Origin of the sequence: Pseudomonas donghuensis, assembly GCF_000259195.1 — a bacterium.
Taxonomy (GTDB): domain Bacteria; phylum Pseudomonadota; class Gammaproteobacteria; order Pseudomonadales; family Pseudomonadaceae; genus Aquipseudomonas; species Aquipseudomonas donghuensis.
In genome coordinates this window covers 14,194-36,120 of record NZ_JH650770.1, presented here as the reverse complement: position 1 = coordinate 36,120, position 21,927 = coordinate 14,194, and the positions used below count along the sequence as shown (strand labels likewise).

Below are 21,927 nucleotides of genomic sequence, written 5' to 3'. Positions count from 1 at the left end.
ACGTGACATTAATTAAAACCAGCCTGCTGAATGGTATCGCGGTCTTGGTCAAGATGCTTACCCTTTTGGGTATCAATAAACTGCTGGCCCTATATGTTGGGCCAGCGGGTTATGCGGCATTCGGCCAGTTTCAAAATGCAGTTGCAATTATTACCACTTTTGCAAGTGGGGCTTTCAATAACGGGGTGACCAAATATACTGCGGAGTACCACGACGAGCCGGATTTGCAGAAGAAAATATGGAGAACTGCTGGTACTGTAAGCCTGATCACTTCTGTTCTCGCCTCGCTGATGATATATGTATTCAGTGATGATTTGGCTGAGATATTCTTGAAGAATGTAGAGTTTTCAGGGGTGTTCAAGTGGTTCTCTGTAGGGTTAACCTTTTTTGTATTTAATAGTCTGCTTTTGGCTATTCTTAATGGTTTGAAAGATATTGGTCGCTGTGTGGTTTCCAATATTTTAGGTAGTTTGTTTTCTCTGGTTATTACGGGGGGCTTAGCGTTATACGGAGGCTTGTATGGCGCGCTCGTGGCGTTAGCAATATACCAATCTTTTTCGCTGCTTGGCACGCTATTTATATGTCGCAAGCAGGTTTGGATGTCGCTTTCTTCATTTTTTGGGAAAGTTGACAAAGATATTACCATTAAATTATTTAAGTTTTCCTTGATGGCTGCAGTCTCAGCTGCTTGCGTGCCAACCACTCAAATGCTTGTGAGGAGTGAAATTGGTGCGGAGTTGGGTTGGACACAAGTCGGTTATTGGGAAGCGATGTGGCGACTCAGCTCAGCCTATCTGTTGGTTGTGACCACTACACTAGCGGTTTACTATCTTCCACGGCTGTCGGAGCTAAAGACATTTTCAGAAATTAAGTTAGAGATTCGCGCAGGGTATAAGTTGATACTGCCCGTTTCAGTTTTGGCAGGAGTTGCAATTTACTTTCTCAGAGAACATTTGATTCTTATCCTCTTCAGTAAAGAATTTTTACCAATGCAGGCGCTGTTTTTTTGGCAGTTAATTGGTGATAGTTTGAAGGTGGGTAGTTGGGTTCTGGGTTATCTTATGCTCGGCAAAGCGATGGTGAAAACCTTTATCTTTACTGAAGTTTCGTCTTCGGTCTTTTTCTACTTCCTATCGGTCAAGCTGCTTGGCGTGTTTGGTTTGGAGGGAGTGGTAATTGCTTATGCAGTCAACTATCTATTGTATTGGATTGTTGTTTGGTTACTTATAAAACGGAATTTTTCGACTGCTCAAGAGGAAAAAGCTGCATGATGCGAGTGCCCGGCTATCCGTTTTGATTTTGTTTAAGTAGTGTGTGTAGGTGTAATCATCAGCTAGGCTTAGGGTGGTCGAAACAATGTTGACAATAGTAATTCCTTCATATAATCACTCTGCTTATGTGCTTGGGTGTATTGACGCTGCCGCGATAGTTAATATACCAGGCACAAAAATTATTGTTGTTGATGATGGTTCGACGGATGGTACTGTCAACTTGATTCAAAGGTATATTGAAGATAATCAGCTTGCTCATAAGGTGTCGCTGATTACCAAGCCCAATGCTGGGCTTGTCTCTTCTCTGAATCTTGCACTTTCCATGATTGATACCGAGTACTGCTTTTTTATCGCGTCCGATGATATTCTGGTTCCGGATGGAGTGGAGAAACTATTTACTGAAATCAGTCACGGGCAATATAAGTTTGTGATTGGCGGTGGTGAGTACTTCTTTGAGGACGGACGCAAGGGGCTTGTCTATAGGAAAGATCATGAGCGGTTTTTCTCACTATCGGAGGAGGCTCGGGAACTCGAAATGTTCACGGACTATCCATCCCCCATTCTATTGCAATCTACTATTTTCAGAACGGAAGCCTTGCGTGGAATTGGGGGGTGGGACCCGACATTGAAACTGGATGACTACCCCATGTTCATAAAACTATTCCAAAAATATGGGCAAAGAGGAAAGGGGTTCGACTTTAAAGCTGATATAACGGCGGTTCGTTATCGTCAGCATGAAACAAATTCCTATAAAAATGCGGTTTCGCAGTTTTTCATGGTTCGTGATCTTATTCGGGCTCTAGCGCCTGCACAGATTCAGCAAGTGGCTATAGCAAAAACACTAGCGTACTATTCACTTCATTCGGCGAGAATTGGAAAATTCTCAGTTGTACGGGACCTGTTTCGCTCATGCACGTGGTCGGAGTGTGTGGCAAGTGTGTTGCAAGCTCCGGGTGTAGTCGTTAAATACTTGCGCAGAAAAAAATGAGCGACGTCGACTTTTTTGAATTTGCTTTTTCTCATATTGCGCTGGTACTAGCCTCCATTGCGGCGGTTAGTTTTGTGCTCTACATTTCTATTCGAAAGTCAGTTTTGGTTGGTTATCTTGATCCCTTGCATTTCTATTGGACGTTTACGTTAGGTACGGCCTACGGGATCGTTGTTGCACTTTTTTTGTCTGGATATATATCCGCTTATCTAATTTTCATTTTATTTTCTTATGCTTTTATCTTGTGGTTCGTTTATAGCTCTCTTCATAATCGGCTTTCCTGGTTTCGCAGTGCGGTAAATGTCTTTTTAGTCCCTGCGGGAAAAGGGCGATTTGAGTTTTACCTGGTGCTGATTGTTTACTTTGCGCTCGCCTTGTTCTTGATTTTTAAAACGGGGCTGGGTGTTAGTGCAGAAACAAACAGGTTTGAACAGAATCGAGGGATGGGGGCATTTGTTCGTGTAGCAGACGGCTTTAGGTTGTTTCTTATAGGCTACCTATTTTTGATGTGTGTCGAACGCTGGCGGGAAGGGCGAAGAGGTTTCGCGACGTGGTGTTTGTTCTTGTTGTATTTGTTCGTTCTTGTTGTTAGCTCCATGTTGAACGGCGCGAAATTTGCTGTGCTTGAGGCTATATATGCATCATTGTTCGCGCTTGCGATGCTTGGTATTAGGGTGCGTTTAGGTTTTATAAAGGTCGCACTCATTTCGACGGTTGTTGGCTTTTTTGCTTTGTTTGTATTGGCTAAGAATCTGGATAACTCAGGGGTTGATGCGAGCTCTGGAGGGGGGTACATGCCCGAAGTTCCGATGCTCGTCGAAAGGTTAGTGTTGAGGGTGTTGGCCAATGGCGATAAATACTATTTCGCACTGCCAAATGATGTGATTGAGGAGCTAGAAACTGATGGCGTGTTTATTCAGTTGCTGGCGCCGCTGGTTAGCGTGACAAAGATGAGCGAGCTAGTAGGGCACCCCGTTGATAATTATACGATTGGCAAACAGAGTTTGCTTTATTGGTACCCTAATTATGATATTGCTGGCGGTCCAACTAGTCACTTTGATTTGTTTGCTTATAAATATTTCGGGTTGATTCCAGGGTTTATTTTTTCAGCGTTTATCGGCTTTTTGTTGGCATCGGTCTCCTCGCTCTCCAGATTTGAAGGCGGTATGTTCTATTCAGCAATCGCTGCCGCGTTGTGGGTTCGCTCGATCCCTATGCTGTTGGAGCCGGCGGTGGGATTGGCCTATATGTTGGATATTTTTATTTTGTTTTCGATAATTAAATTTTTCGGGCTTGCACTTCGTCTAGCCTCTCATAGTGGCCGGTGATGAGGTAGAATTATGGTTGAGTATAGCTCTGATAAAAAAGTTGCGATAATACTTACGGTTTATAATCCTGATGTCGTCGAGCTTGTTGATAATTTGCGGACATATGTAGATCAGGTGGATGTAGTCGTTCTATCGGATAACTCCGACAATGTGCTCGCCCAGGCTGCGGTTCGTAAGTTGGTTAGTGTGTCACCAAAGATAGTGCTGAATCAGCTCTTTAACAATGTTGGCATCGCAAAAGCACAGAATCTCGGTTTGCGTATAGCGCTTGATCTTGGTTGCGATTTTTTTATCGAGATGGACCAGGATTCTAAGCTTCCGCCGTCTTATGTTGCTCGGTTGCTTAATTGCTTTGATTCGCTTGTTGAAGAAGGGAGGCTAGTTGGAGGTGTGGGGCCTTTAGCTGTAAAAAAAGGAAGCGATGAAATATACGATGGTCTTAACAGGGCGAAAGGGGTAATAGAGGTAGACTATACCTTAAGCTCTGGGTTTCTGGTCTCTCGACACGCAATGGAGAGGATCGGGGAGAAGAACGAAGACTTGTTTATCGATTTCGTAGATTGGGAATGGTGTTGGCGCAGTCGGGCGTTAGGTTATCAAATCTTTATTGATACGACCTTGGAAATAGGCCATATGCTTGGTGACGGGCATAAATTGTTTTTCGGTTTTAAGATTGGTATGCCTTCACCTATTCGCCATTATTACCAATATCGAAACTTTATCTATTTGCTCTCTAAGTCGTTTGTTCCTGGGAAGTGGAAAATTAAGTATTTTCTTATCATGGGGAGCAAGCTCATGATTGTTCCTCTTATCCTGGATCGAAAAATGCGACGGCTGCAGTATATTTTTAAAGGCATCAAGGATGGCATGTTGAAAAAGACAGGTAAGATTAGCTGATGTCGCTTAGCAAACGCGTTTCTCAATTTGAGGCTAAATAAATGTGTGGGTTCGCAGGGTTTCTATCGAGAAAGGAGCTTGATGCAGGCGCAGATGAGCGACTGGCACGCATGGGGAAAGCTATCCTTCACCGTGGACCTGACTCAGGTGGTGTATGGGTAGACGCCGGCTGCGGGGTGGGTCTCTCGCACCGACGCTTGTCAATTCTGGATACCTCGAGCCATGGTGCGCAACCCATGCTTTCCGTGTCCGGGCGGTATGTCATAGCTTTCAATGGTGAAATTTACAACCACTTGGATCTTAGAGCATCACTGGAAGCCCAAGGTAAAGTAAGTGGCTGGTCAGGGGGCTCTGATACAGAGACATTGCTAGCTTGTTTTGACGCCTACGGCATAGAAAGGACCTTGGTCCTTACCCATGGGATGTTCGCCATGGCGATCTGGGATCAAACGACTCAGGAGTTAACGCTTGTCCGCGATCGGCTAGGTGAAAAACCACTGTATTACGGCTGGATGGGTGACGACTTTCTGTTTGGCTCGGAACTCAAGGCTTTAAAGATTTCCCCGACGTTCAAGGCAACTATCGATCCTCAGGCTTTGTCCGCGTTACTCCGCTATGGCTACGTGCCGGCCCCGCACTCTATTTATTTGGGTATTTCCAAATTAATGCCCGGCCAGTATTTGAAAGTGTCCAGGGTACGGCCAGATCCGCAACTGGGTACTTACTGGTCTATTGACGAGGTCGTCCGAGAGGGTTTGCACAATCCTTTTGAGGGTTCTGAAGCAGATGCAGTTGACGAATTGGAGCGTCAGCTCAAGCTTTCGATCAAACGTCAGATGATTTCGGATGTTCCGCTTGGGGCGTTTCTTTCCGGCGGCGTGGACTCTTCGGCAATCGTCGCGTTGATGCAGGCTCAGTCGAGTCAGAAAATCAAGACGTTCTCTATTGGCTTCAATGATGCTCGGTTCAACGAGGCGCAATATGCGAAAGAGGTTTCGGAGCATATTGGCACAGACCACGAAGAACTTTATATATCTTCGCAAGAAGCACTTGATGTCATTCCTATGATTCCGAACATTTGGGATGAGCCATTTGCCGATCCGTCGCAAATACCAACGTATCTGGTTTCTCGACTAGCGAAATCGAAAGTGACTGTATCGTTGTCCGGCGATGGCGGCGATGAACTGTTCTGTGGTTACAACCGATATCTTGTGACCGGGAAGCTGTGGAAGTACCTCAAGCCTGTGCCGGCTGGACTACGTGGTAGCGTAGGTAAAATTTTAACTTCTGTCGATCCAGCCAGTTGGGATGCGGTCGGGCGATGGCTGCCAGGAGCCAAAGGCTTCGGTAGCCTCGGTGACAAGCTTCACAAGGTCGCTCAGATCATTGGGGCGAAAGATTCAGATGCTATCTACCAAGGTATTGTCTCTAGCTATCACGATATTGACAGCCTGTTGCGTAACTCAACGAGTACGCAGCGCACAAGCGCTGTAGCAACGATCAGCGATGAGCTTTGCGATGTGCAGAAAATGATGGCGAATGATCTCAAGTCTTATCTGCCAGGGGATATCCTCACCAAACTCGACCGTGCGGCGATGGCGGTGTCCTTGGAAGGTCGTGCACCTTTCCTTGATCATAATATTGTTGAGCTGGCTTGGCGCTTGCCTTTGTCGGTTAAGTTCCGCGAAGGCGAGTCAAAGTGGGTGCTCAAACAGGTGCTTTACCGCCACGTTGATCGTGCACTGTTGGAACGACCCAAAATGGGCTTCGGGGTGCCTCTCAGGGAATGGTTGCAAGGCCCGCTGCGAGAGTGGGCGGAAGCCTTGCTTGATGAGCGGCGATTGGAGGAGCAAGGGCACTTTAATGTGTCCATGGTTCGCGGATTATGGTCGGAACATCTGTCGGGTAAGAAAAATCGCTCTACAGTGTTGTGGAATATTCTGATGTTCCAGGCTTGGCTGGCTCACCAGTAGTAGTCGTAAAAGGGGATTTAATGTGAGCGCCGGCTTTTCAGTTCTGATTTCAGTTTATGTATCTGAGCAACCAGGTTATCTGGATGATTGTTTTGCGAGTATCGTCACTCAGACACTACAACCCGCTGAGGTTGTAGTGGTCGAGGATGGTCCCATCGGCGAAGCCTTGGCCGCGGTTATCGAGTCTTATCGCGACCGCCTACCGATCGTTTCGGTCAGACTCCCAGAGAATGTTGGACTGGCACGGGCATTGAATGCAGGGCTGGCTCAGTGCTCGTATGAGCTGATCGCACGTATGGATACAGATGATGTATGCTTACCTGCTAGATTTGAAAGACAGATCGACTTTCTTGAGCGGAATCTTGATGTTGACGTCCTTGGGGCGATGGTGGAGGAGTTTGACAGCGAGATGTCCGAATCGTTGGGCATCCGCAGACTGCCCCAGGACCACGCGTCGTTGCACCAGTTTGCCAAGCGTCGCAGTCCGTTGAGCCATCCGACTGTGGTGTTTCGCAAGCAATCAGTCCTTGCTGTCGGCGGTTATCCTGAATTTCGTAAGGCTCAGGATTACGCTTTGTGGTCACTGATGCTTACGCGTGGTTATCGGATGCGAAACCTGAATGAAGTTCTGCTTAAGATGCGGGCTGGGAGCGGTATGATGGAACGCCGTGGGAGTGCGTATCTCAAGCACGAATTATCGATTCTCAAATTTCAGCGTCGAATAGGATTCATTGGGCTCCATGAGTACCTGATTAACTATTTGCTGCGCTCGGTAGTCCGTCGCTCTCCTGCTTCGATCAAGCGATTGTTATATAAATTTGCGCGATAGGATCTGCAATGAAAATATTAATTACCGGCGCTGCGGGATTTATTGGTCATGCCTTGTCCAAGGTTTTAGCCTCAGAGGCCGAGTATATTGTAGGTATTGACAATCTCAATGACTACTATGAGGTTTCGTTGAAGCGCTCGCGCTTGGCAGACTTGGCGAATATTGAAAACTTCAAGTTCATTGAAGCTGATCTTGCCGACGCAGAGAAAATTAACGATATTTTCTCCGAGCACGCATTTGATTGTGTAGTCAATCTTGCGGCTCAAGCCGGTGTGCGGTATTCGTTGGATAATCCAATGGCCTACGTTCAAAGCAACGTAGTCGGATTTCTTAATGTGCTTGAAGCCTGTCGACATCATTCAGTTAACAAATTGCTTTATGCTTCCTCCAGTTCGGTATATGGATTGAGTAAAGAAGTTCCATTCTCAACTGGGCAGCGTGTCGATAATCCAATCAGTCTATATGCGGCAACAAAAAAATCCAACGAGTTGATGGCCCACACCTATTCACATTTATATGGTCTGCAAACAATTGGTTTGAGATTTTTTACGGTGTATGGACCATGGGGCCGTCCGGACATGGCCATGTTCAAGTTTACCAAGGCTATTTTTGAAGGTAAATCCATAGATGTCTACAATCACGGGGCGCTGTCACGTGATTTTACTTACATTGATGACATTGTAATCGGAATTAAGTTGTTGCTTCAATCTGCCGCCGTTATGGAAAAGTACTCTCTATTTAATATCGGGCACGGTAGTCCTGTTAATCTTATGGACTTCATTCGAGCGGTGGAAGTTGCCACTGGTATTCAGGCGAAGTGTAATTTTATGCCAATGCAGCCAGGCGATGTTGAACAGACTTGGGCAGACACTAGAGGGTTGTTTGACGTGGTGGGATACACCCCGAATGTATCTGTTGAGGATGGTGCTGCGAAATTTGTAAGTTGGTACCGTTCGTACTATAAAGTTTAATGGTGGGGCATTATGAAAATTACCGTATTCGGCACTGGTTATGTTGGCTTGGTTACAGGCACATGTTTGGCTGATGTTGGGCATCAGGTCATGTGCGTTGATATCGACGAAGCTAAAATCGAAGGATTGAAACAAGGCGTTATCCCGATCTATGAACCAGGTCTGGACGAAATGGTCGTTCGTAACTTCCAAGAGCAGCGTCTTCATTTTACTACCAGTGCTGAAGCGGCTGTCGCTTTTGGTGAACTGCAGATAATCGCTGTTGGCACGCCGCCGGATGAGGATGGTTCGGCGGATTTGAAGTATGTACTGGCGGTAGCAGAAACTATTGGTCAGCATATGGTTGAGCCAAAAATTGTTATCGACAAGTCGACGGTTCCAGTGGGGACTGCTGACAAAGTTAGTGCCACTATTTCAAAGGTCCTTCAAACGCGCGGTATCTCCCTGAAATTTGACGTTTGCTCAAATCCCGAGTTTTTGAAAGAAGGGGCAGCGATTGAAGACTTCACTAAGGGTGCGCGTATCATCGTTGGTACGGATTCCGAAACTGTCAAAGTTAAGATGCGCGAGTGCTATGCACCCTATAGCCGCAATCATGACAAATTGATTTTCATGGATGTACGTTCTGCCGAGCTTACCAAGTATGCTGCTAACGCTATGCTGGCGACAAAGATCAGTTTTATGAATGAACTGTCTAACCTCGCCGAACGCCTGGATGCTGATATCGAGCAGGTACGTATTGGTATTGGATCCGACCCACGTATTGGCTACAGCTTTATTTATCCTGGCTGCGGGTATGGAGGCTCGTGCTTTCCAAAGGATGTCCAAGCGCTGGCTAAAACTGCTGACGAAGTCGGGTACTCTGCCGAATTGCTCATGGCAGTCGAAGCGGTAAACAAACGGCAAAAGACCAAGCTATATACAAAGTTAGCTGATGCTTTTAACGGGGTGCTGGCGGGTAAAACCATATCGATTTGGGGGCTTGCCTTCAAACCCAATACCGATGATATGCGGGATGCACCTAGTCGCACGCTCATCGAGCAATTGTGGGCCGCAGGTGCAAGCGTTCGTGTTTATGACCCGAAAGCGATGCATGAATTCGAACGCATTTATGGTTTGCGCGAAGACTTGTACTACGCCACATCTCCTGATGACGCCTTGATTGGGGCTGATGCTCTAGCTATTTGTACAGAATGGAAGTCATTCCGCGTCGTGGAGCCTAGCGTGCTGCATGCGGCGCTGGCCTCCAAAGTAGTCGTTGATGGTCGCAATCTGTTCGAGCCCCAGGTTATGGCGGACGCTGGTCTTGCTTACTACGCGGTAGGTCGCCCGTACGTAGCAGCAGGAGTCTGACAATGCGCACTCCCTGTCAGGTTCTGGTCACTGGTGCCTCTGGATTCGTTGGCTCCGCTCTATGCGAGTCGCTGGTTGGCGAAGGTTTCTCTGTGAAGGCGGCAGTGAGGCGAATGCCCGCCAATCCTATAGCTGGCGAAGTCATTAGCGTTGATCTCTGTGATCAGGAAAGTATGACTTCTCATTTGGCAGGGGTTGATTGTGTGGTGCATCTGGCGGGGAGAGCGCATGTCCTCAACGATCAAGTACAGAACCCATTGGAACTCTTTCGCGTCGCAAACGTTGAAACTAGCTTGGCGCTGGCACGTAGTGCGATTGCTGCGGGAGTGAAACGTTTTGTGTTTGTTAGCTCTATTGGGGTCAACGGAGCGACGACTTCGGCTGAAGCGTTCAACGAAAATAGCGCTGTTTCTCCCGTTGCTGCTTATGCGCATTCTAAGTTGGAGGCAGAGGTGGCCCTGCAGGCATTGGTGCAGGGAACGACAATGGAGCTTGTTGTTGTTCGTCCACCTTTGGTGTATGCGGCGTCCGCTCCAGGGAATTTTGCGCGTCTCTTATCCTTGGTCGAGAAAAATATCCCATTGCCGTTTGCGAGATTGGGCAATCGACGGACTATGATTTCGCTTGGGAATTTGGTTGATTTCCTCACATTGACCATTGCCCATGAAAAGGCAAGTAATCAACTGTTCCTCATCTCCGATTGCCAAAGCGTGTCTACTGGTCAGATTGTCGAAGCATTGTCGGTGGGAATGGGGCAAAAGGCACGGTTGTTTTACATGCCTGGTCTGCTGATGAAATTTGCATTGACGTTGGCTGGCAAAAAGGGCATCTACACTCAGCTGTTCTCCTCGTTGGAGGTCGATTCGCGCAAGGCACAAAATCTGTTGGGGTGGATACCACGAGAGAAGCCAGTTGAGGCGTTGATCGAAGCAGGGAAGTCTTATAAACAACGCCGCCCGTTGTGATCAGATACTGTACTAGGATGGATTTGGAAGCCCTATGATTTCCGCTTTTGTCGTTATTTTCTGCTTTATTGGCTCATTTTCCCTCACCGCCGCGGTCAGGCGTTTTGCCATTCTCAAAAGTGTGATGGATATACCCAACGCGCGTAGTTCTCATAGTGTTCCCACGCCTCGCGGAGGGGGAGTGGCGATCGTCGTTTGCTTCCTCCTTGCACTGCCCTGCCTGTATGGTATTCAGGCCATCAGCGGCGAAACGCTGCTGGCGCTTTTAGGTGCGGGAGCAGGCGTAGCGCTGCTTGGATTCTTCGATGATCTTGGGCACATTGCTGCCCGCTGGAGACTAATCGGGCATTTCTTTGCCGCGATTTGGATTGTTTTCCTCATAGGAGGGCTCGCGCCCCTAGAGGCTTTCGGCTTCTCTCTGAGCCTCGGCTGGGTAGGGCATGTGTTGGCGGTGCTCTATCTCGTCTGGATGCTCAATCTTTACAACTTCATGGACGGCATTGATGGGCTGGCTAGCTCACAGGCAATTTTCGTCACTGTTGCAGCCGCTCTGATTTGGTTGATCGGCGGGTACACGGGAATGGCGTTGCTTTCCTTGGCGCTTGCCGCATCGGCGGCCGGCTTTCTATGCTGGAACTTCCCTCCTGCCAAGATATTTATGGGGGACGCCGGCAGCGGCTTTCTGGGGATTGTATTGGGAGGCATGTCATTGCTCGCGGCATGGACTGCGCCGAACTTTTTCTGGAGTTGGCTAATCCTGCTGGGAGTATTTATCGTAGATGCAACATTCACGTTGCTTCGTAGGTTGTTGCGCAAAGAGAAGCTCTATGAGGCCCATAGAAGTCATGCCTATCAATTTGCGTCACGGTATTACAGCAGCCACCGTACAGTCACCTTGACGGTTTGGCTCGTGAACATCATTTGGCTTTTCCCATTGGCACTGTGTGTGGCTTTCGATGTGATTGATGGCGCCCTGGGGACGCTGATTGCCTACGTCCCGTTGGTATGGTTGGCGATAAAGTTTAAAGCCGGTGCTCTGGAGAGGTAGTAAGGTACATAAAGGATGTCTTGTGGCCAAGGTATTACCCTTGGCTCAATGGCTTGAATGGTTGGTGGCATGGCTGGGGACTGAGTAGGTGCAGGTACGGAAAATGGACAAATTGAGAGCAAGCTTGCTTCAGCTATCACGTCGTAACAAGCGTATGCTGCAGGTATTGGCAGATATTCTTTTGGTGTGGCTTGCCTTGATACTTGCGTTTGCTGTGCGTCTAGGTGTCGAAGACATGGCAAACCCCGTCAAGGAACATCTGTGGCTGTTCATTTGTGCACCGGTGGTGGCCATTCCACTTTTTATAAAGTTCGGTATGTACCGTGCGGTCATGCGTTATTTCGGTAACGATGCACTGGTTGTCATCATCAAGGCCGTGTCGCTATCAGCGTTGGTTCTTGGTTTTGTAGTTTACTGGTACAGCAACCACCAGAATGTGGTTCCACGTTCGATCATTTTCAATTATTGGTGGTTGAGTCTGGTCATGATTGGCGGATTGCGCCTAGCCATGCGTCAATATTTTCTTGGCGACTGGTTTGCGGCTGCTCAACATGTTCCATTCGCCAGTCGCGACAATGGCTTACCCAAAGTAGCGATCTATGGGGCAGGCGCGGCAGGAAATCAGCTTGTGGCGGCCCTGAGAATGGGCAAAGTCATGCGACCTGTCGCCTTCATAGATGACGACACCAGCATTGCCGATCGGGTGATAGCCGGGCTTCAGGTCTACAAGTCAAGCCGTATTCAGAAGATGATCGAGTTGACAGGGGCTCAGGAAATACTTCTGGCTATCCCTTCTGCAAATCGTAGTCGACGTCGTGAAATTCTTGCCTATCTTGAAGGCTTTCCGCTGCATGTACGGAGCGTGCCCGGCATCATGGACCTGGCCAGTGGGCGAGTCCAAGTTGATGATATTCAGGAAGTTGACATTGCCGATCTGCTGGGGCGAGATGCTGTCCCAGCTCAAGCTGCCTTGTTGTCTCGGTGTATCGTCGGTCGCGTCGTACTGGTAACAGGTGCTGGGGGGTCGATTGGCTCTGAACTATGCCGGCAGATCATCAGTTCGCGTCCCACGACTTTACTTTTGTTCGAGCACAGCGAATTTAATCTTTATAGTATTCTCTCCGAGTTGGAGCAGCGAGTTACCCGCGAATCGCTGCCGATCAAAATATTGCCGATATTGGGATCGGTTCGAAATCAGGGCCAGTTACTTGACGTCATGCGAACATGGCATGTCGATACCGTTTATCATGCTGCAGCTTACAAGCATGTGCCTATGGTCGAGCACAATATTGCCGAGGGTGTACTGAACAACGTAATAGGTACATTGAATACTGCCCAGGCGGCCTTGCAGGCAGGTGTGGCGAATTTTGTATTGATTTCCACCGATAAAGCAGTACGTCCAACCAATGTGATGGGAAGTACTAAGCGTTTAGCTGAAATGACATTACAGGCGTTGAGTCGAGAATTGGCACCTGTGTTGTTCGGTGACTCGGAAAACGTTTCCCAAGTAAACAAGACTCGTTTCACAATGGTCCGATTTGGTAATGTCTTGGGATCATCGGGCTCCGTCATCCCATTGTTTCACAAGCAGATCAAGTCTGGAGGACCGCTAACTGTTACACATCCCAAGATTACCCGATACTTTATGACCATTCCGGAAGCGGCACAGTTGGTTATCCAGGCCGGCTCAATGGGGATGGGAGGGGACGTGTTTGTCTTGGACATGGGGGAGCCTGTACGTATCGCTGAGCTGGCCGAAAAGATGATTCATCTTTCCGGGCTCAGTGTACGTTCGGAAAAAAATCCACATGGGGATGTTGCCATTGAATTCACCGGGCTCAGACCGGGTGAAAAGCTCTATGAAGAGTTGCTGATCGGTGACAATGTTGTTGCAACCGAGCACCCGATGATTATGAGTGCTCATGAGGACTACTTGGCTTGGGATGTGCTCAAATCTAAGCTTTCTTGCCTACTGGACGCAGTTTCCCGAGACGACTATGCAACTGTGCGGCAGTTACTGCGAGAGACGGTCAGTGGCTATACACCCGATGGGGAAATTGTTGATTGGATTTATCAGCAGCGTAAGATGGAGCCATGACGCGCGCTTGGGTAAGAAATCCACTTTAGAGCCCGACGTTAGTCTCTCGGTGTCATCAGTATCTTGAATTATACGGTGCGGCTAACTTTTTAAGTTTGCCGCATATTTATAATGGTATAGGTCTTTGTGTTTGCTGTCTCTTCAAGGCTTTCTTGTGGGCTTTTGCTTCGGCTGCCGTATTGGCATCCTTGCTCGCTATGACACAACACGTTCTGAGGTCGGCCACGCTGCTCATACGCCATGTCCAACGCCTTGATCACCAGGTCAGCATCAGGCTTCGATGACAATGCCCAGCCCACCACGCGATGGGCAAAAAGATCAATCACCGCTGCCAGATAGTGCCTGCGACCTTGAGCCCATACATACGTGATGTCCCCACACCAGACTCCATTTGGTGCCGGCACGGTGAACGCTCGGCCCAGCACGTTCGGGATATCCGGCCGCTCTACTGGCGGCTTATGCGAGCAAGGTTGCTGGCTGATCAGTTTCACCTCGCTCATCAGCTTGCGTACCTTGAAGCTTCCAATCGTTATGCCGTCCTCGTGCATCATGAAGATGATGCTTCGACTGCTCGCCGCGCTGCGACTTTGGGTGAACAGCTCGTTTACTCGGCTGCGTAAAACCAGCCGCTTAACGTCTGGACATCGACGCTTGCGGCAGTGCGCGTAATAGCAAGATAGGGTGATTTCAAATACCGAGCACAACAGATCAACAGGCTCTTTAGCGCGGAGCTGACCAATTAACGCGAACGCTCGTGTTCCTCGGCCATCAAGAGCGCGGTCGCCTGTTTAAGGTCGATTTTTTCCGTTCCAATCGATAGACCCGGGTTTCCAACGCCTGAATTTTTTGCTGCTCGGGTGTCAGCGCTTTACTCGTTGGAGTAACGCCATTTCGCTCTTGCTGAAGTTGCTTGATCCATCGACGCAGGGCCGATTCCTCCAGCCCAAGCGAACGGGCGGCATCGACATGGCTGTAGCCTTGGTCGAGTACCAGGCTGGCAGCTTCGCGCTTGAATTCTGGGGTAAAGGTACGACGTTTCTTGGTCATCAGACACCTCTCTATGGCGAGCATTCTCGCCTAAATGGGTGTCCGGAATCATTAGACCACTACAACAGGCTGCCGAGGAGGTCCCGAGAACAGGCGTTCAAGCTGTTCGGACCTCCCCTCTTAGGGCTTTTAACCCAATGGAATAAATAACCTAAACTAAATGGCCTTTTGTTGGGCGAGTGTAGGTGCAGGCTGAGTTTTTGGGGATGCTCTCAGTGAGTTGTTGATAGGTTTTTCAATGTATTTATGTACGGCGATTGCTATTGCTTGGCAAACAATGATGTTAATTACCAGCAAGCTAATGCTATTAAGGTTGGCCATGCCTACCTTGGTTGTGATGAAGTAAGCTATCCATGGTAGTGCAAGCCAGTGCATAAGGTAGAGGCTGTATGATGAGTCGCCGAGGATGGAGAGTACTTTAGGGGCGCGAAGGGTTTTTTCTAGGCTAATCGCTGACCAAACTGTGATGAACGCAAAAACGCCCCATACCATTGGGCGGTGATAGGCTCCGCCAAGTCCCATGAAAATATCATTTGCCTCCGCATATATGAAGAGGGGGATGACAATTATGGCTGCAAGGGTGGCGGGTATTTTGCTTAGATAAATTTCATTTCGATAAAGCCTGTATACTACCATCCCCAGTAGGAATTCAATCATCATTGGGCTGGACATTACTCGCAGTGGTCTGTAGAGAGCATTGTCTGTGAGCGCGCCAATTTTAGTAAGGTATGAACTTAAAAGCGCAGATATGATAAGGACTGCTGTGTACCAAAGTACAAGGCTTTCGTATTTTCGTACGCCAAGGCCAAGGATTATAGCGACGGTAAAATAAAAAGCGAATTCGAGCTGTAGGGTCCAACCAACATTTATAATTGGCGCTACGGCGTCGTGTGTAAACGTAAGTGACTCAAGAATCAGCATTGGATTAAGCTTGTCTGAACCATATACGACAGAGATCTCGGGGAAAGCGGCGAGTTGTGACCCTGCTATGAGATAAGAAGTGACGACGACAAATATAGAGAGAATGAAGTAGAGTGGCCAGACTCTGTAAATTCTTCTCTTGATGAATGTCGTCCAAGGGGTTGAAGTGGTTTCATTATTTGTTTTGTTGTTTGAAAATAAAATGAACGGGATGATAAATCCGCTGATAATAAAGAATATGTCAACTCCAAAGCCGCCAAGTTTAATGAAAGATGGGCTGACCCCATAAAGATTAAGCGGCGAGTGAGCAAAGACGACCAGAGCTGCAGCGACAAACCGTAGCAGCTGAATATTCCTGATCAAGATTTAGCGTCCTTTTATAGATCAATGTTGGCTGCGAGATGATACCCACTCAACTGGCGGCCCGCCAGCAGAATGCGCTATCAGCCGTACAGGTTTTATGAGGCCGTATTCCAAATCACAACCTGACATCGTGTGTTACGTATCCGGTTTCGTCTCAAATGAGACCTGTGTCGCCCTCCATACAAAAGTCAAAGACGTCCGTTTGTGATGGAGATTCCTATGTGCTCAGTAACCGTGGGCTACATCGTACCTATTGCTCTCGTTTAATTTAGTAAAGATTCCTATGGGCTTCACGGTTTGACTCTCTTGCACGTCCGTCTAGGTTTCAGAGGCAGCCACGGAAAAGCTGCCTTCGCAAACCACCCAAGGAGTCTCACCTATGCGCAACACCGTCCTGTCCTACCTCCTTCTGCCTCTGTTCGCTGCCGTATCCCTTACGACATCGGCTGCTGTGCAGCCCGAAGCTAATCCGGCACCGATCACGGTCGTGCAACCGGCGGCTAAACTGGACCTGAACCAGGCCGATGCTGCGACCCTGCAATCCACCCTGACCGGTATTGGTAAAACCAAGGCTGATGCCATCGTGGCCTATCGTGATGAACATGGGGCGTTCACTTCTGTGGATGAATTGCTGGAGATCAAAGGCATCGGCAAGGCACTGCTGGACCGCAATCGCGACAAGCTTGTGGTCAACTGACTTCAAGGGAAGGGGCCGGTCATTGACCGGCTTTTCTTCGTGAGCACATGCCTTCAGTCGGCTTCAGTTGACTTAATATTATGGTGGTAATATTTTGTTTTGACACGGCACATCTTCGGAGACCACCGCAATGTCAGATTTTTCGGCGACCCCTACCGCGCTTGTTACAGGCGCTTCTTCCGGAATCGGTGCTGTCTATGCCGAGCGCTTGGCCGCACGCGGGTACGATCTGTTGCTTGTTGCACGGGATCGCCAGCGTCTTGAAGCCCTGGCGAGCGATCTTCAGGCGCGCCACGGTATCAACGTCGAGGTGTTGGCCGCAGACCTCGCCCAATCGAACGATCTGGCGCGGGTCGAGCAACGCCTGCGCAGCGACGGGAATATTGGCGTGCTGGTAAATAACGCCGGGATTGCCCTGCACGGCACCCTGGCGGATGCCACGGCAGAACAGATCGATGCATTGGTCGCGCTCAATATCGTCGCCTTGACCCGCCTGGCCTCTGCGGCGGCAGCACAGTTTTCCAGTGCCGGCCGCGGCATAATCATCAACCTCGCTTCGGTGGTAGCCCTGGCGCCAGAGATGTTCAACGCGGTCTACAGCGCGAGCAAGGCCTATGTCCTGAGCCTGACCCAGACGCTGCAAGGGGAGCTCAAAGATAAAGGGGTACAGGTCCAGGCTGTGCTACCCGGGGTGACTCGTACGGAAATCTTCGAGCGCTCAGGCCTTGATGTAACCCAGATCGACCCGCAGATGGTGATGGAAGTAGGGGAGATGGTTGATGCGGCGCTCAGCGGCCTGGACCAGAAAGAACGGGTGACCATTCCGTCACTGCCGGACGTGGCGGATTGGCAGGCTTACATCAAGGCCCGGGATGCGCTGGGGCCAAATCTGTCGCGCAGTTCGTCGGCGGCGCGCTACAAGTAGCGCCGTGTGTTGCCGAGTCGCGTAAACGGCTCAGCGGTCCTGCGCATCCTTGGCATCCATTTCAGCATTTCGCTCATGCACGCGCTTAAGCTGTTCCTCGGTCAAGGGCAGCTTTTTCGCGGTATCGCGCAGCAGCATCAGGCCACCGACGATGGAGCCGATTGCGAGGACCAGAATCAACCAGGCATACCAGGGCATGTAGTTCTCCTTTTAAACAGCGAATGACGCTGCCTCATTAAATTGGAGCAAACACATCATTCATTGGTTCAATTATAGGGGCTGGGGCGGGACGCGGTCATTTCGCGATCATCGGCCCCCCACAGGCCGCCGCTTCGTTTACAATGCGCGCCGTTCAAGACTTGCCAAGAGACCAGCCCATGTCCGCCTGCCAGACGCCCATCATCGTCGCCCTGGATTTCCCTACCCGTGACGCCGCCCTGAAGCTGGCCGATCAGCTCGATCCTGCCCTGTGCCGGGTCAAGGTCGGCAAGGAGCTGTTCACCAGCAGCGCGTCGGGCATCGTCGAATCCCTGGTCGAGAAGGGCTTCGAAGTGTTCCTCGACCTGAAATTCCATGATATCCCCAACACCACCGCCATGGCCGTCAAGGCCGCGGCGGAGATGGGCGTGTGGATGGTCAACGTGCACTGCTCCGGTGGCCTGCGCATGATGGCGGCCTGCCGTGAGGTGCTGGCCCAGCGCAGCGGCCCGCAGCCGCTGCTGATCGGCGTGACCGTGCTGACCAGCATGGAGCGTGAGGATCTGGCCGGCATCGGCCTGGACATCGAGCCGCAAGAACAGGTGCTGCGTCTGGCGGCCCTGGCCGAGAAGGCTGGTATGGACGGGCTGGTGTGCTCGGCCCTGGAAGCTCCGGCACTGAAGGCTGCGCACCCGTCTCTGCAACTGGTGACCCCGGGTATTCGCCCGGCCGGCAGCGCCCAGGACGACCAGCGTCGCATCCTGACCCCGCGCCAGGCCCTGGATGCCGGCTCCGATTACCTGGTGATCGGTCGCCCGATCAGCCAGGCCGCCGATCCTGCCCAGGCACTGGCGGCCGTGGTCGCTGAAATCAGGGCTTAAGCACCAGCTTGCCGAAGTTTTCCCCGCTAAACAGCTTCAACAGTGTTTCGGGGAAGGTTTCCAGCCCTTCGACCACGTCTTCCTTGCTCTTCACCTTGCCGGTTGCCAGCCAGCCGGCAATTTCCTGCGCTGCCTTGCCATAGTTGGCGGCATGGTCCATCACCACGAAGCCTTCCATGCGCGCACGGTTGACCAGCAGTGACAGGTAGTTGGTCGGGCCTTTGACCGCTTGTTTGTTGTTGTACTGGCTGATGGCGCCGCAAATGACCACGCGTGCCTTGAAGTTCAGGCGGCTGAGCACGGCATCGAGAATGTCGCCACCAACGTTGTCGAAATAGACATCGACGCCTTTCGGGCATTCGCGCTTGAGGCCTTCGAGGACATCTTCGGCCTTGTAGTCAATGACCCCGTCAAAGCCCAGTTCACTCTTGAGGTACTGGCATTTCTCGGCGCCGCCGGCGATCCCCACCACGCGACAACCCTTGAGCTTGGCAATCTGCCCGGCAATGCTGCCGACGGCGCCGGCAGCGCCGGAGATCACCACGGTTTCTCCTGCTTTGGGCGCACCGACTTCGAGCAGGGCGAAGTAGGCGGTCATGCCGGTCATGCCCAGGGCCGACAGATAACGCGGCAGCGGCGCCAGTTTCGGGTCGATCTTGTAGAAGCCCTGGGGCTCGCCGACAAAATAGTCCTGGATGCCCAGCGCGCCGTTGACGTGATCACCGACGGCGAAGCCCGGGTGTTTGGATGCAATCACTTCGCCGACGCCCAGCGCGCGCATCACCTGGCCCAGGGCTACCGGTGGGATGTATGACTTGCCTTCGTTCATCCAGCCGCGCATGGCCGGGTCCAGGGACAGGTAGAGGTTCTTCACCAGCACCTGGCCTTCAGCCGGTTGAGCCACTGGCACTTGTTCGTAAGTGAAGTCGTCGCGGGTGACGGCGCCGATCGGGCGTTTGGCGAGGAGGAAGCGGCGGTTGCTCTGGGCAGTCATGGCAAGGCTCTCGTTTGAAGGGCAATGTTTGTTGATAGACCCAGATCGGCCAACCGGCAAGGTTTACCCGCCTGGCGAATACACTGCAATCCACTGAGCTGATTGAGCAGGGCAAAGACAATCACCCACGCCGATAGTGCTTCAACCGGCGTCCTGATGATGCTGCCCAACGCTGCTGATCGCTGCCTAGACTCCTCAGCACTGACCTTACTTTGTTGCGGGAGCTAGCGATGAGCATGAGTTTTTCCGGCCAGGTTGCCCTGGTCACCGGTGGTGCTGCGGGGATTGGCCGGGCGACGGCACTGGCGTTTGCCGCCGAAGGGTTGAAGGTAGTGGTGGCCGACCTGGATCAGGCTGGCGGCGACGGCACGGTCGAGTTGATCCGCAGTAGCGGCGGCGAGGCTTTGTTCGTCAGTTGCAACGTCACTCGCGAGGCGGATGTGCGGCAACTGATGGCGCGCACCGTGGAGGCGTATGGGCGCCTGGACTACGCCTTCAACAACGCCGGCATCGAGATCGAGCAGGGTCGCCTGGCCGAAGGCAGCGAAGCGGAGTTCGATGCGATCATGGGTGTCAACGTCAAGGGCGTGTGGCTGTGCATGAAGTACCAGTTGCCGTTGATGCTGGCCCAAGGGGGTGGCGCTATCGTCAATACGGCGTCGGTGGCGGGGCTGGGGGCGGCGCCGAAGATGAGCATCTACAGCGCCTCCAAGCATGCGGTGATCGGCTTGAGCAAGTCGGCGGCCATCGAATACGCCAAGAAAAAAATCCGCGTCAACGCCGTGTGCCCGGCGGTGATCGACACCGACATGTTCCGCCGCGCCTATGAGGCTGACCCGCGCAAGGCCGAGTTCGCCGCCGCCATGCACCCGGTTGGGCGCATCGGCAAGGTCGAGGAAATCGCCAGTGCGGTGCTTTACCTGTGCAGCGACGGCGCCGCGTTCACCACCGGCCAGGCCCTGGCGGTCGATGGTGGTGCCACGGCTATTTGACTGCCGTCAGCATTGGCTCGGCGAGCGCCTTGTGGCTGCGTGCCAGGGCCAGGCCGACCAGCAGGCAACCGGCCAGCAGCACCAGGCCGAACACCAGCAGGGCGGTGCCCGGCCCGAGGCGGTCGACCAGCAACCCGGTGAGGATTACCGGCAGGCTGAAGCCCATGTAGGCCAGAAGGAAGAAACCTGCGCTGGCACGGGTTTTTTCCTCGCCTGCCAGGCTGTTCACTGCTGACAGGCCGCCAAGGTAAACAAAGCCATAACAAGCGCTGCTGGCGGCGATGGTGCCCAGCAGCACGGCGGCCAGCGCGCCGCCGTCCGCCCCCCAGGCTAGCAGTGCATAGCTGCAAGGCAGTATCACCAGGCCAATGGCCGTGGCCCGCACTGGCGCCAGGCGCTTGGCCAGCGGCTGGAACAGCAGCCCGCAACTGATCACGCAAAAGGTCGAGAACCCTGACCAGTTGGCCAGGCCATGCTGTTTGAGGATCGACGGCAGCAAGGCGATCACCAGGCCGACACAGGCCCAGGCCAGCAGGATTGCTAGGCCGTAGGGCAAGCTGCCGGCAGGGTAGTAGGGCAAGCGCAACAGGGCGGCGGGATTGTCCAGGCGCCGGTCGGGCAACTGCCATACCGCCAGCATCGCCAGGCAGGCCAGCGCCAGGTGCAGGTAGAAGCTGCCAGGTGTCAGGCTTGGGCCGCTGAGCAGGAACAGGCTGGTCAGTGCCGCGCCGAGGCCAAAGCCCAGCGAGGTGCTGGCGGTGACCCAGGTGGCAGCATGGCGGTTGTCGCCAGCGTGCATCAGTTCGCTCATGTAGGCGGTGCCGGTGGCCGACGCCAGTGCGGTGCCGATACCGAGCAGCAGGCGTGCCAGGCCCAGGGTTTCCAAGCCAGGGGCCAGCAGCATCAGCAGGGTGGCAAGCATCGACAAGGCCAGGGCGACGAGGATCAACGGACGGCGCCCGACCCGGTCGGCCAGGCCGCCGAGCAACAGCAGCACCGGTATCACCCCCAGCACATAGCCGGAGAACGCCATGGCCGTGGCCCCGGCACCATAACCGGAAAGCTCGGCATAGGTGGTGTACAACGGTGCCTGCAGATTGACCGCGAAGGTGATCAGGCACAGGGCAAAAGCCAGTAGGGCGGGGTGGCGCTGGGTGGGCATGGTCGGCTCCTTGTCGAGGGGCTGAC

General features: G+C 51.8%; 19 protein-coding genes and 1 pseudogene. 15 read left to right on the top strand and 5 right to left on the bottom strand.

Annotated elements, in window-relative coordinates:
- The first annotated feature begins 2 nt into the window (after window positions 1-2).
- From UW3_RS0117885 to UW3_RS0117835, 11 genes are all read left to right on the top strand, one after another.
- Window positions 3-1,271, top strand: coding sequence for an O-antigen translocase (locus tag UW3_RS0117885; protein ID WP_010224125.1), 1,269 nt, complete (start codon window positions 3-5; stop codon window positions 1,269-1,271).
- Between the two features lie 85 nt (window positions 1,272-1,356).
- The gene (locus UW3_RS0117880) at window positions 1,357-2,259 is read left to right on the top strand and encodes a glycosyltransferase family 2 protein (protein WP_081492820.1); all 903 of its coding nucleotides are present in this window, start codon (window positions 1,357-1,359) and stop codon (window positions 2,257-2,259) included.
- Complete coding sequence (locus tag UW3_RS0117875; RefSeq protein WP_010224121.1) at window positions 2,256-3,587, top strand: hypothetical protein; 1,332 nt, start codon at window positions 2,256-2,258, stop codon at window positions 3,585-3,587. The genes UW3_RS0117880 and UW3_RS0117875 overlap by 4 nt, the downstream gene beginning before the upstream one ends.
- A 12-nt stretch (window positions 3,588-3,599) precedes the next feature.
- Window positions 3,600-4,484: a glycosyltransferase family 2 protein gene (locus UW3_RS0117870; RefSeq protein WP_010224119.1), complete on the top strand. Its 885-nt coding sequence runs from the start codon at window positions 3,600-3,602 to the stop codon at window positions 4,482-4,484.
- A 41-nt stretch (window positions 4,485-4,525) separates the two neighbouring features.
- A complete protein-coding gene (asnB, locus tag UW3_RS0117865) occupies window positions 4,526-6,457 on the top strand; it encodes an asparagine synthase (glutamine-hydrolyzing) (protein WP_026001390.1) in 1,932 nt (643 codons plus the stop codon).
- Between the two features lie 22 nt (window positions 6,458-6,479).
- Entirely contained in the window at window positions 6,480-7,286 is an 807-nt protein-coding gene (locus UW3_RS0117860) for a glycosyltransferase (RefSeq protein ID WP_010224117.1), read from the top strand.
- A gap of 8 nt (window positions 7,287-7,294) precedes the next feature.
- Window positions 7,295-8,257: an NAD-dependent epimerase/dehydratase family protein gene (locus tag UW3_RS0117855; protein ID WP_026001388.1), complete on the top strand. Its 963-nt coding sequence runs from the start codon at window positions 7,295-7,297 to the stop codon at window positions 8,255-8,257.
- 12 nt (window positions 8,258-8,269) lie between these two features.
- Window positions 8,270-9,610 (top strand): UDP-glucose dehydrogenase family protein, encoded by a 1,341-nt coding sequence (locus UW3_RS0117850; RefSeq protein ID WP_010224114.1) that lies wholly within the window; start codon window positions 8,270-8,272, stop codon window positions 9,608-9,610.
- 2 nt (window positions 9,611-9,612) lie between these two features.
- Entirely contained in the window at window positions 9,613-10,575 is a 963-nt protein-coding gene (locus UW3_RS0117845) for an NAD-dependent epimerase/dehydratase family protein (RefSeq protein ID WP_010224113.1), read from the top strand.
- Between the two features lie 34 nt (window positions 10,576-10,609).
- Window positions 10,610-11,623, top strand: coding sequence for an MraY family glycosyltransferase (locus UW3_RS0117840; protein ID WP_010224111.1), 1,014 nt, complete (start codon window positions 10,610-10,612; stop codon window positions 11,621-11,623).
- A 103-nt stretch (window positions 11,624-11,726) separates the two neighbouring features.
- Complete coding sequence (locus UW3_RS0117835) at window positions 11,727-13,721, top strand: polysaccharide biosynthesis protein (protein WP_010224109.1); 1,995 nt, start codon at window positions 11,727-11,729, stop codon at window positions 13,719-13,721.
- 167 nt (window positions 13,722-13,888) lie between these two features.
- Here the strand turns inward: UW3_RS0117835 and UW3_RS28340 are convergent.
- Together UW3_RS28340 and UW3_RS27235 are read right to left on the bottom strand one after the other, a co-directional pair.
- Window positions 13,889-14,768 (bottom strand): annotated as a pseudogene (locus UW3_RS28340) (IS3 family transposase); the annotation flags it as partial.
- A 156-nt stretch (window positions 14,769-14,924) separates the two neighbouring features.
- The gene (locus UW3_RS27235) at window positions 14,925-16,052 is read right to left on the bottom strand and encodes an acyltransferase family protein (RefSeq protein WP_010224104.1); all 1,128 of its coding nucleotides are present in this window, start codon (window positions 16,050-16,052) and stop codon (window positions 14,925-14,927) included.
- Between the two features lie 379 nt (window positions 16,053-16,431).
- Here UW3_RS27235 and UW3_RS0117820 point away from each other — a divergent pair, with 379 nt between their 5' ends.
- Window positions 16,432-16,749: a ComEA family DNA-binding protein gene (locus tag UW3_RS0117820; RefSeq protein WP_010224103.1), complete on the top strand. Its 318-nt coding sequence runs from the start codon at window positions 16,432-16,434 to the stop codon at window positions 16,747-16,749.
- A 130-nt stretch (window positions 16,750-16,879) separates the two neighbouring features.
- Window positions 16,880-17,674, top strand: coding sequence for an SDR family NAD(P)-dependent oxidoreductase (locus tag UW3_RS0117815; protein WP_010224102.1), 795 nt, complete (start codon window positions 16,880-16,882; stop codon window positions 17,672-17,674).
- A 30-nt stretch (window positions 17,675-17,704) separates the two neighbouring features.
- Here the strand turns inward: UW3_RS0117815 and UW3_RS28335 are convergent, their stop codons facing one another.
- Window positions 17,705-17,872: a DUF2897 family protein gene (locus UW3_RS28335; RefSeq protein ID WP_010224101.1), complete on the bottom strand. Its 168-nt coding sequence runs from the start codon at window positions 17,870-17,872 to the stop codon at window positions 17,705-17,707.
- Window positions 17,873-18,051: 179 nt separating this feature from the next.
- Between UW3_RS28335 and pyrF the strand changes: the two genes are divergently transcribed.
- Window positions 18,052-18,753, top strand: a complete 702-nt coding sequence (pyrF, locus tag UW3_RS0117805; RefSeq protein WP_010224100.1) for an orotidine-5'-phosphate decarboxylase — start codon at window positions 18,052-18,054, stop codon at window positions 18,751-18,753.
- On the opposite strand, the gene UW3_RS0117800 is transcribed toward pyrF, so the two are convergent.
- Window positions 18,743-19,747: an NADP-dependent oxidoreductase gene (locus UW3_RS0117800; protein WP_010224099.1), complete on the bottom strand. Its 1,005-nt coding sequence runs from the start codon at window positions 19,745-19,747 to the stop codon at window positions 18,743-18,745. The genes pyrF and UW3_RS0117800 overlap by 11 nt on opposite strands.
- Before the next feature lie 230 nt (window positions 19,748-19,977).
- On the opposite strand from UW3_RS0117800, the gene UW3_RS0117795 reads away from it, so the two are divergent.
- Window positions 19,978-20,739, top strand: a complete 762-nt coding sequence (locus tag UW3_RS0117795) for an SDR family oxidoreductase (protein WP_010224097.1) — start codon at window positions 19,978-19,980, stop codon at window positions 20,737-20,739.
- Here UW3_RS0117795 and UW3_RS0117790 read toward each other — a convergent pair.
- Window positions 20,732-21,901 (bottom strand): MFS transporter, encoded by a 1,170-nt coding sequence (locus tag UW3_RS0117790; RefSeq protein ID WP_010224096.1) that lies wholly within the window; start codon window positions 21,899-21,901, stop codon window positions 20,732-20,734. The genes UW3_RS0117795 and UW3_RS0117790 overlap by 8 nt on opposite strands.
- Window positions 21,902-21,927 lie beyond the last annotated feature (26 nt).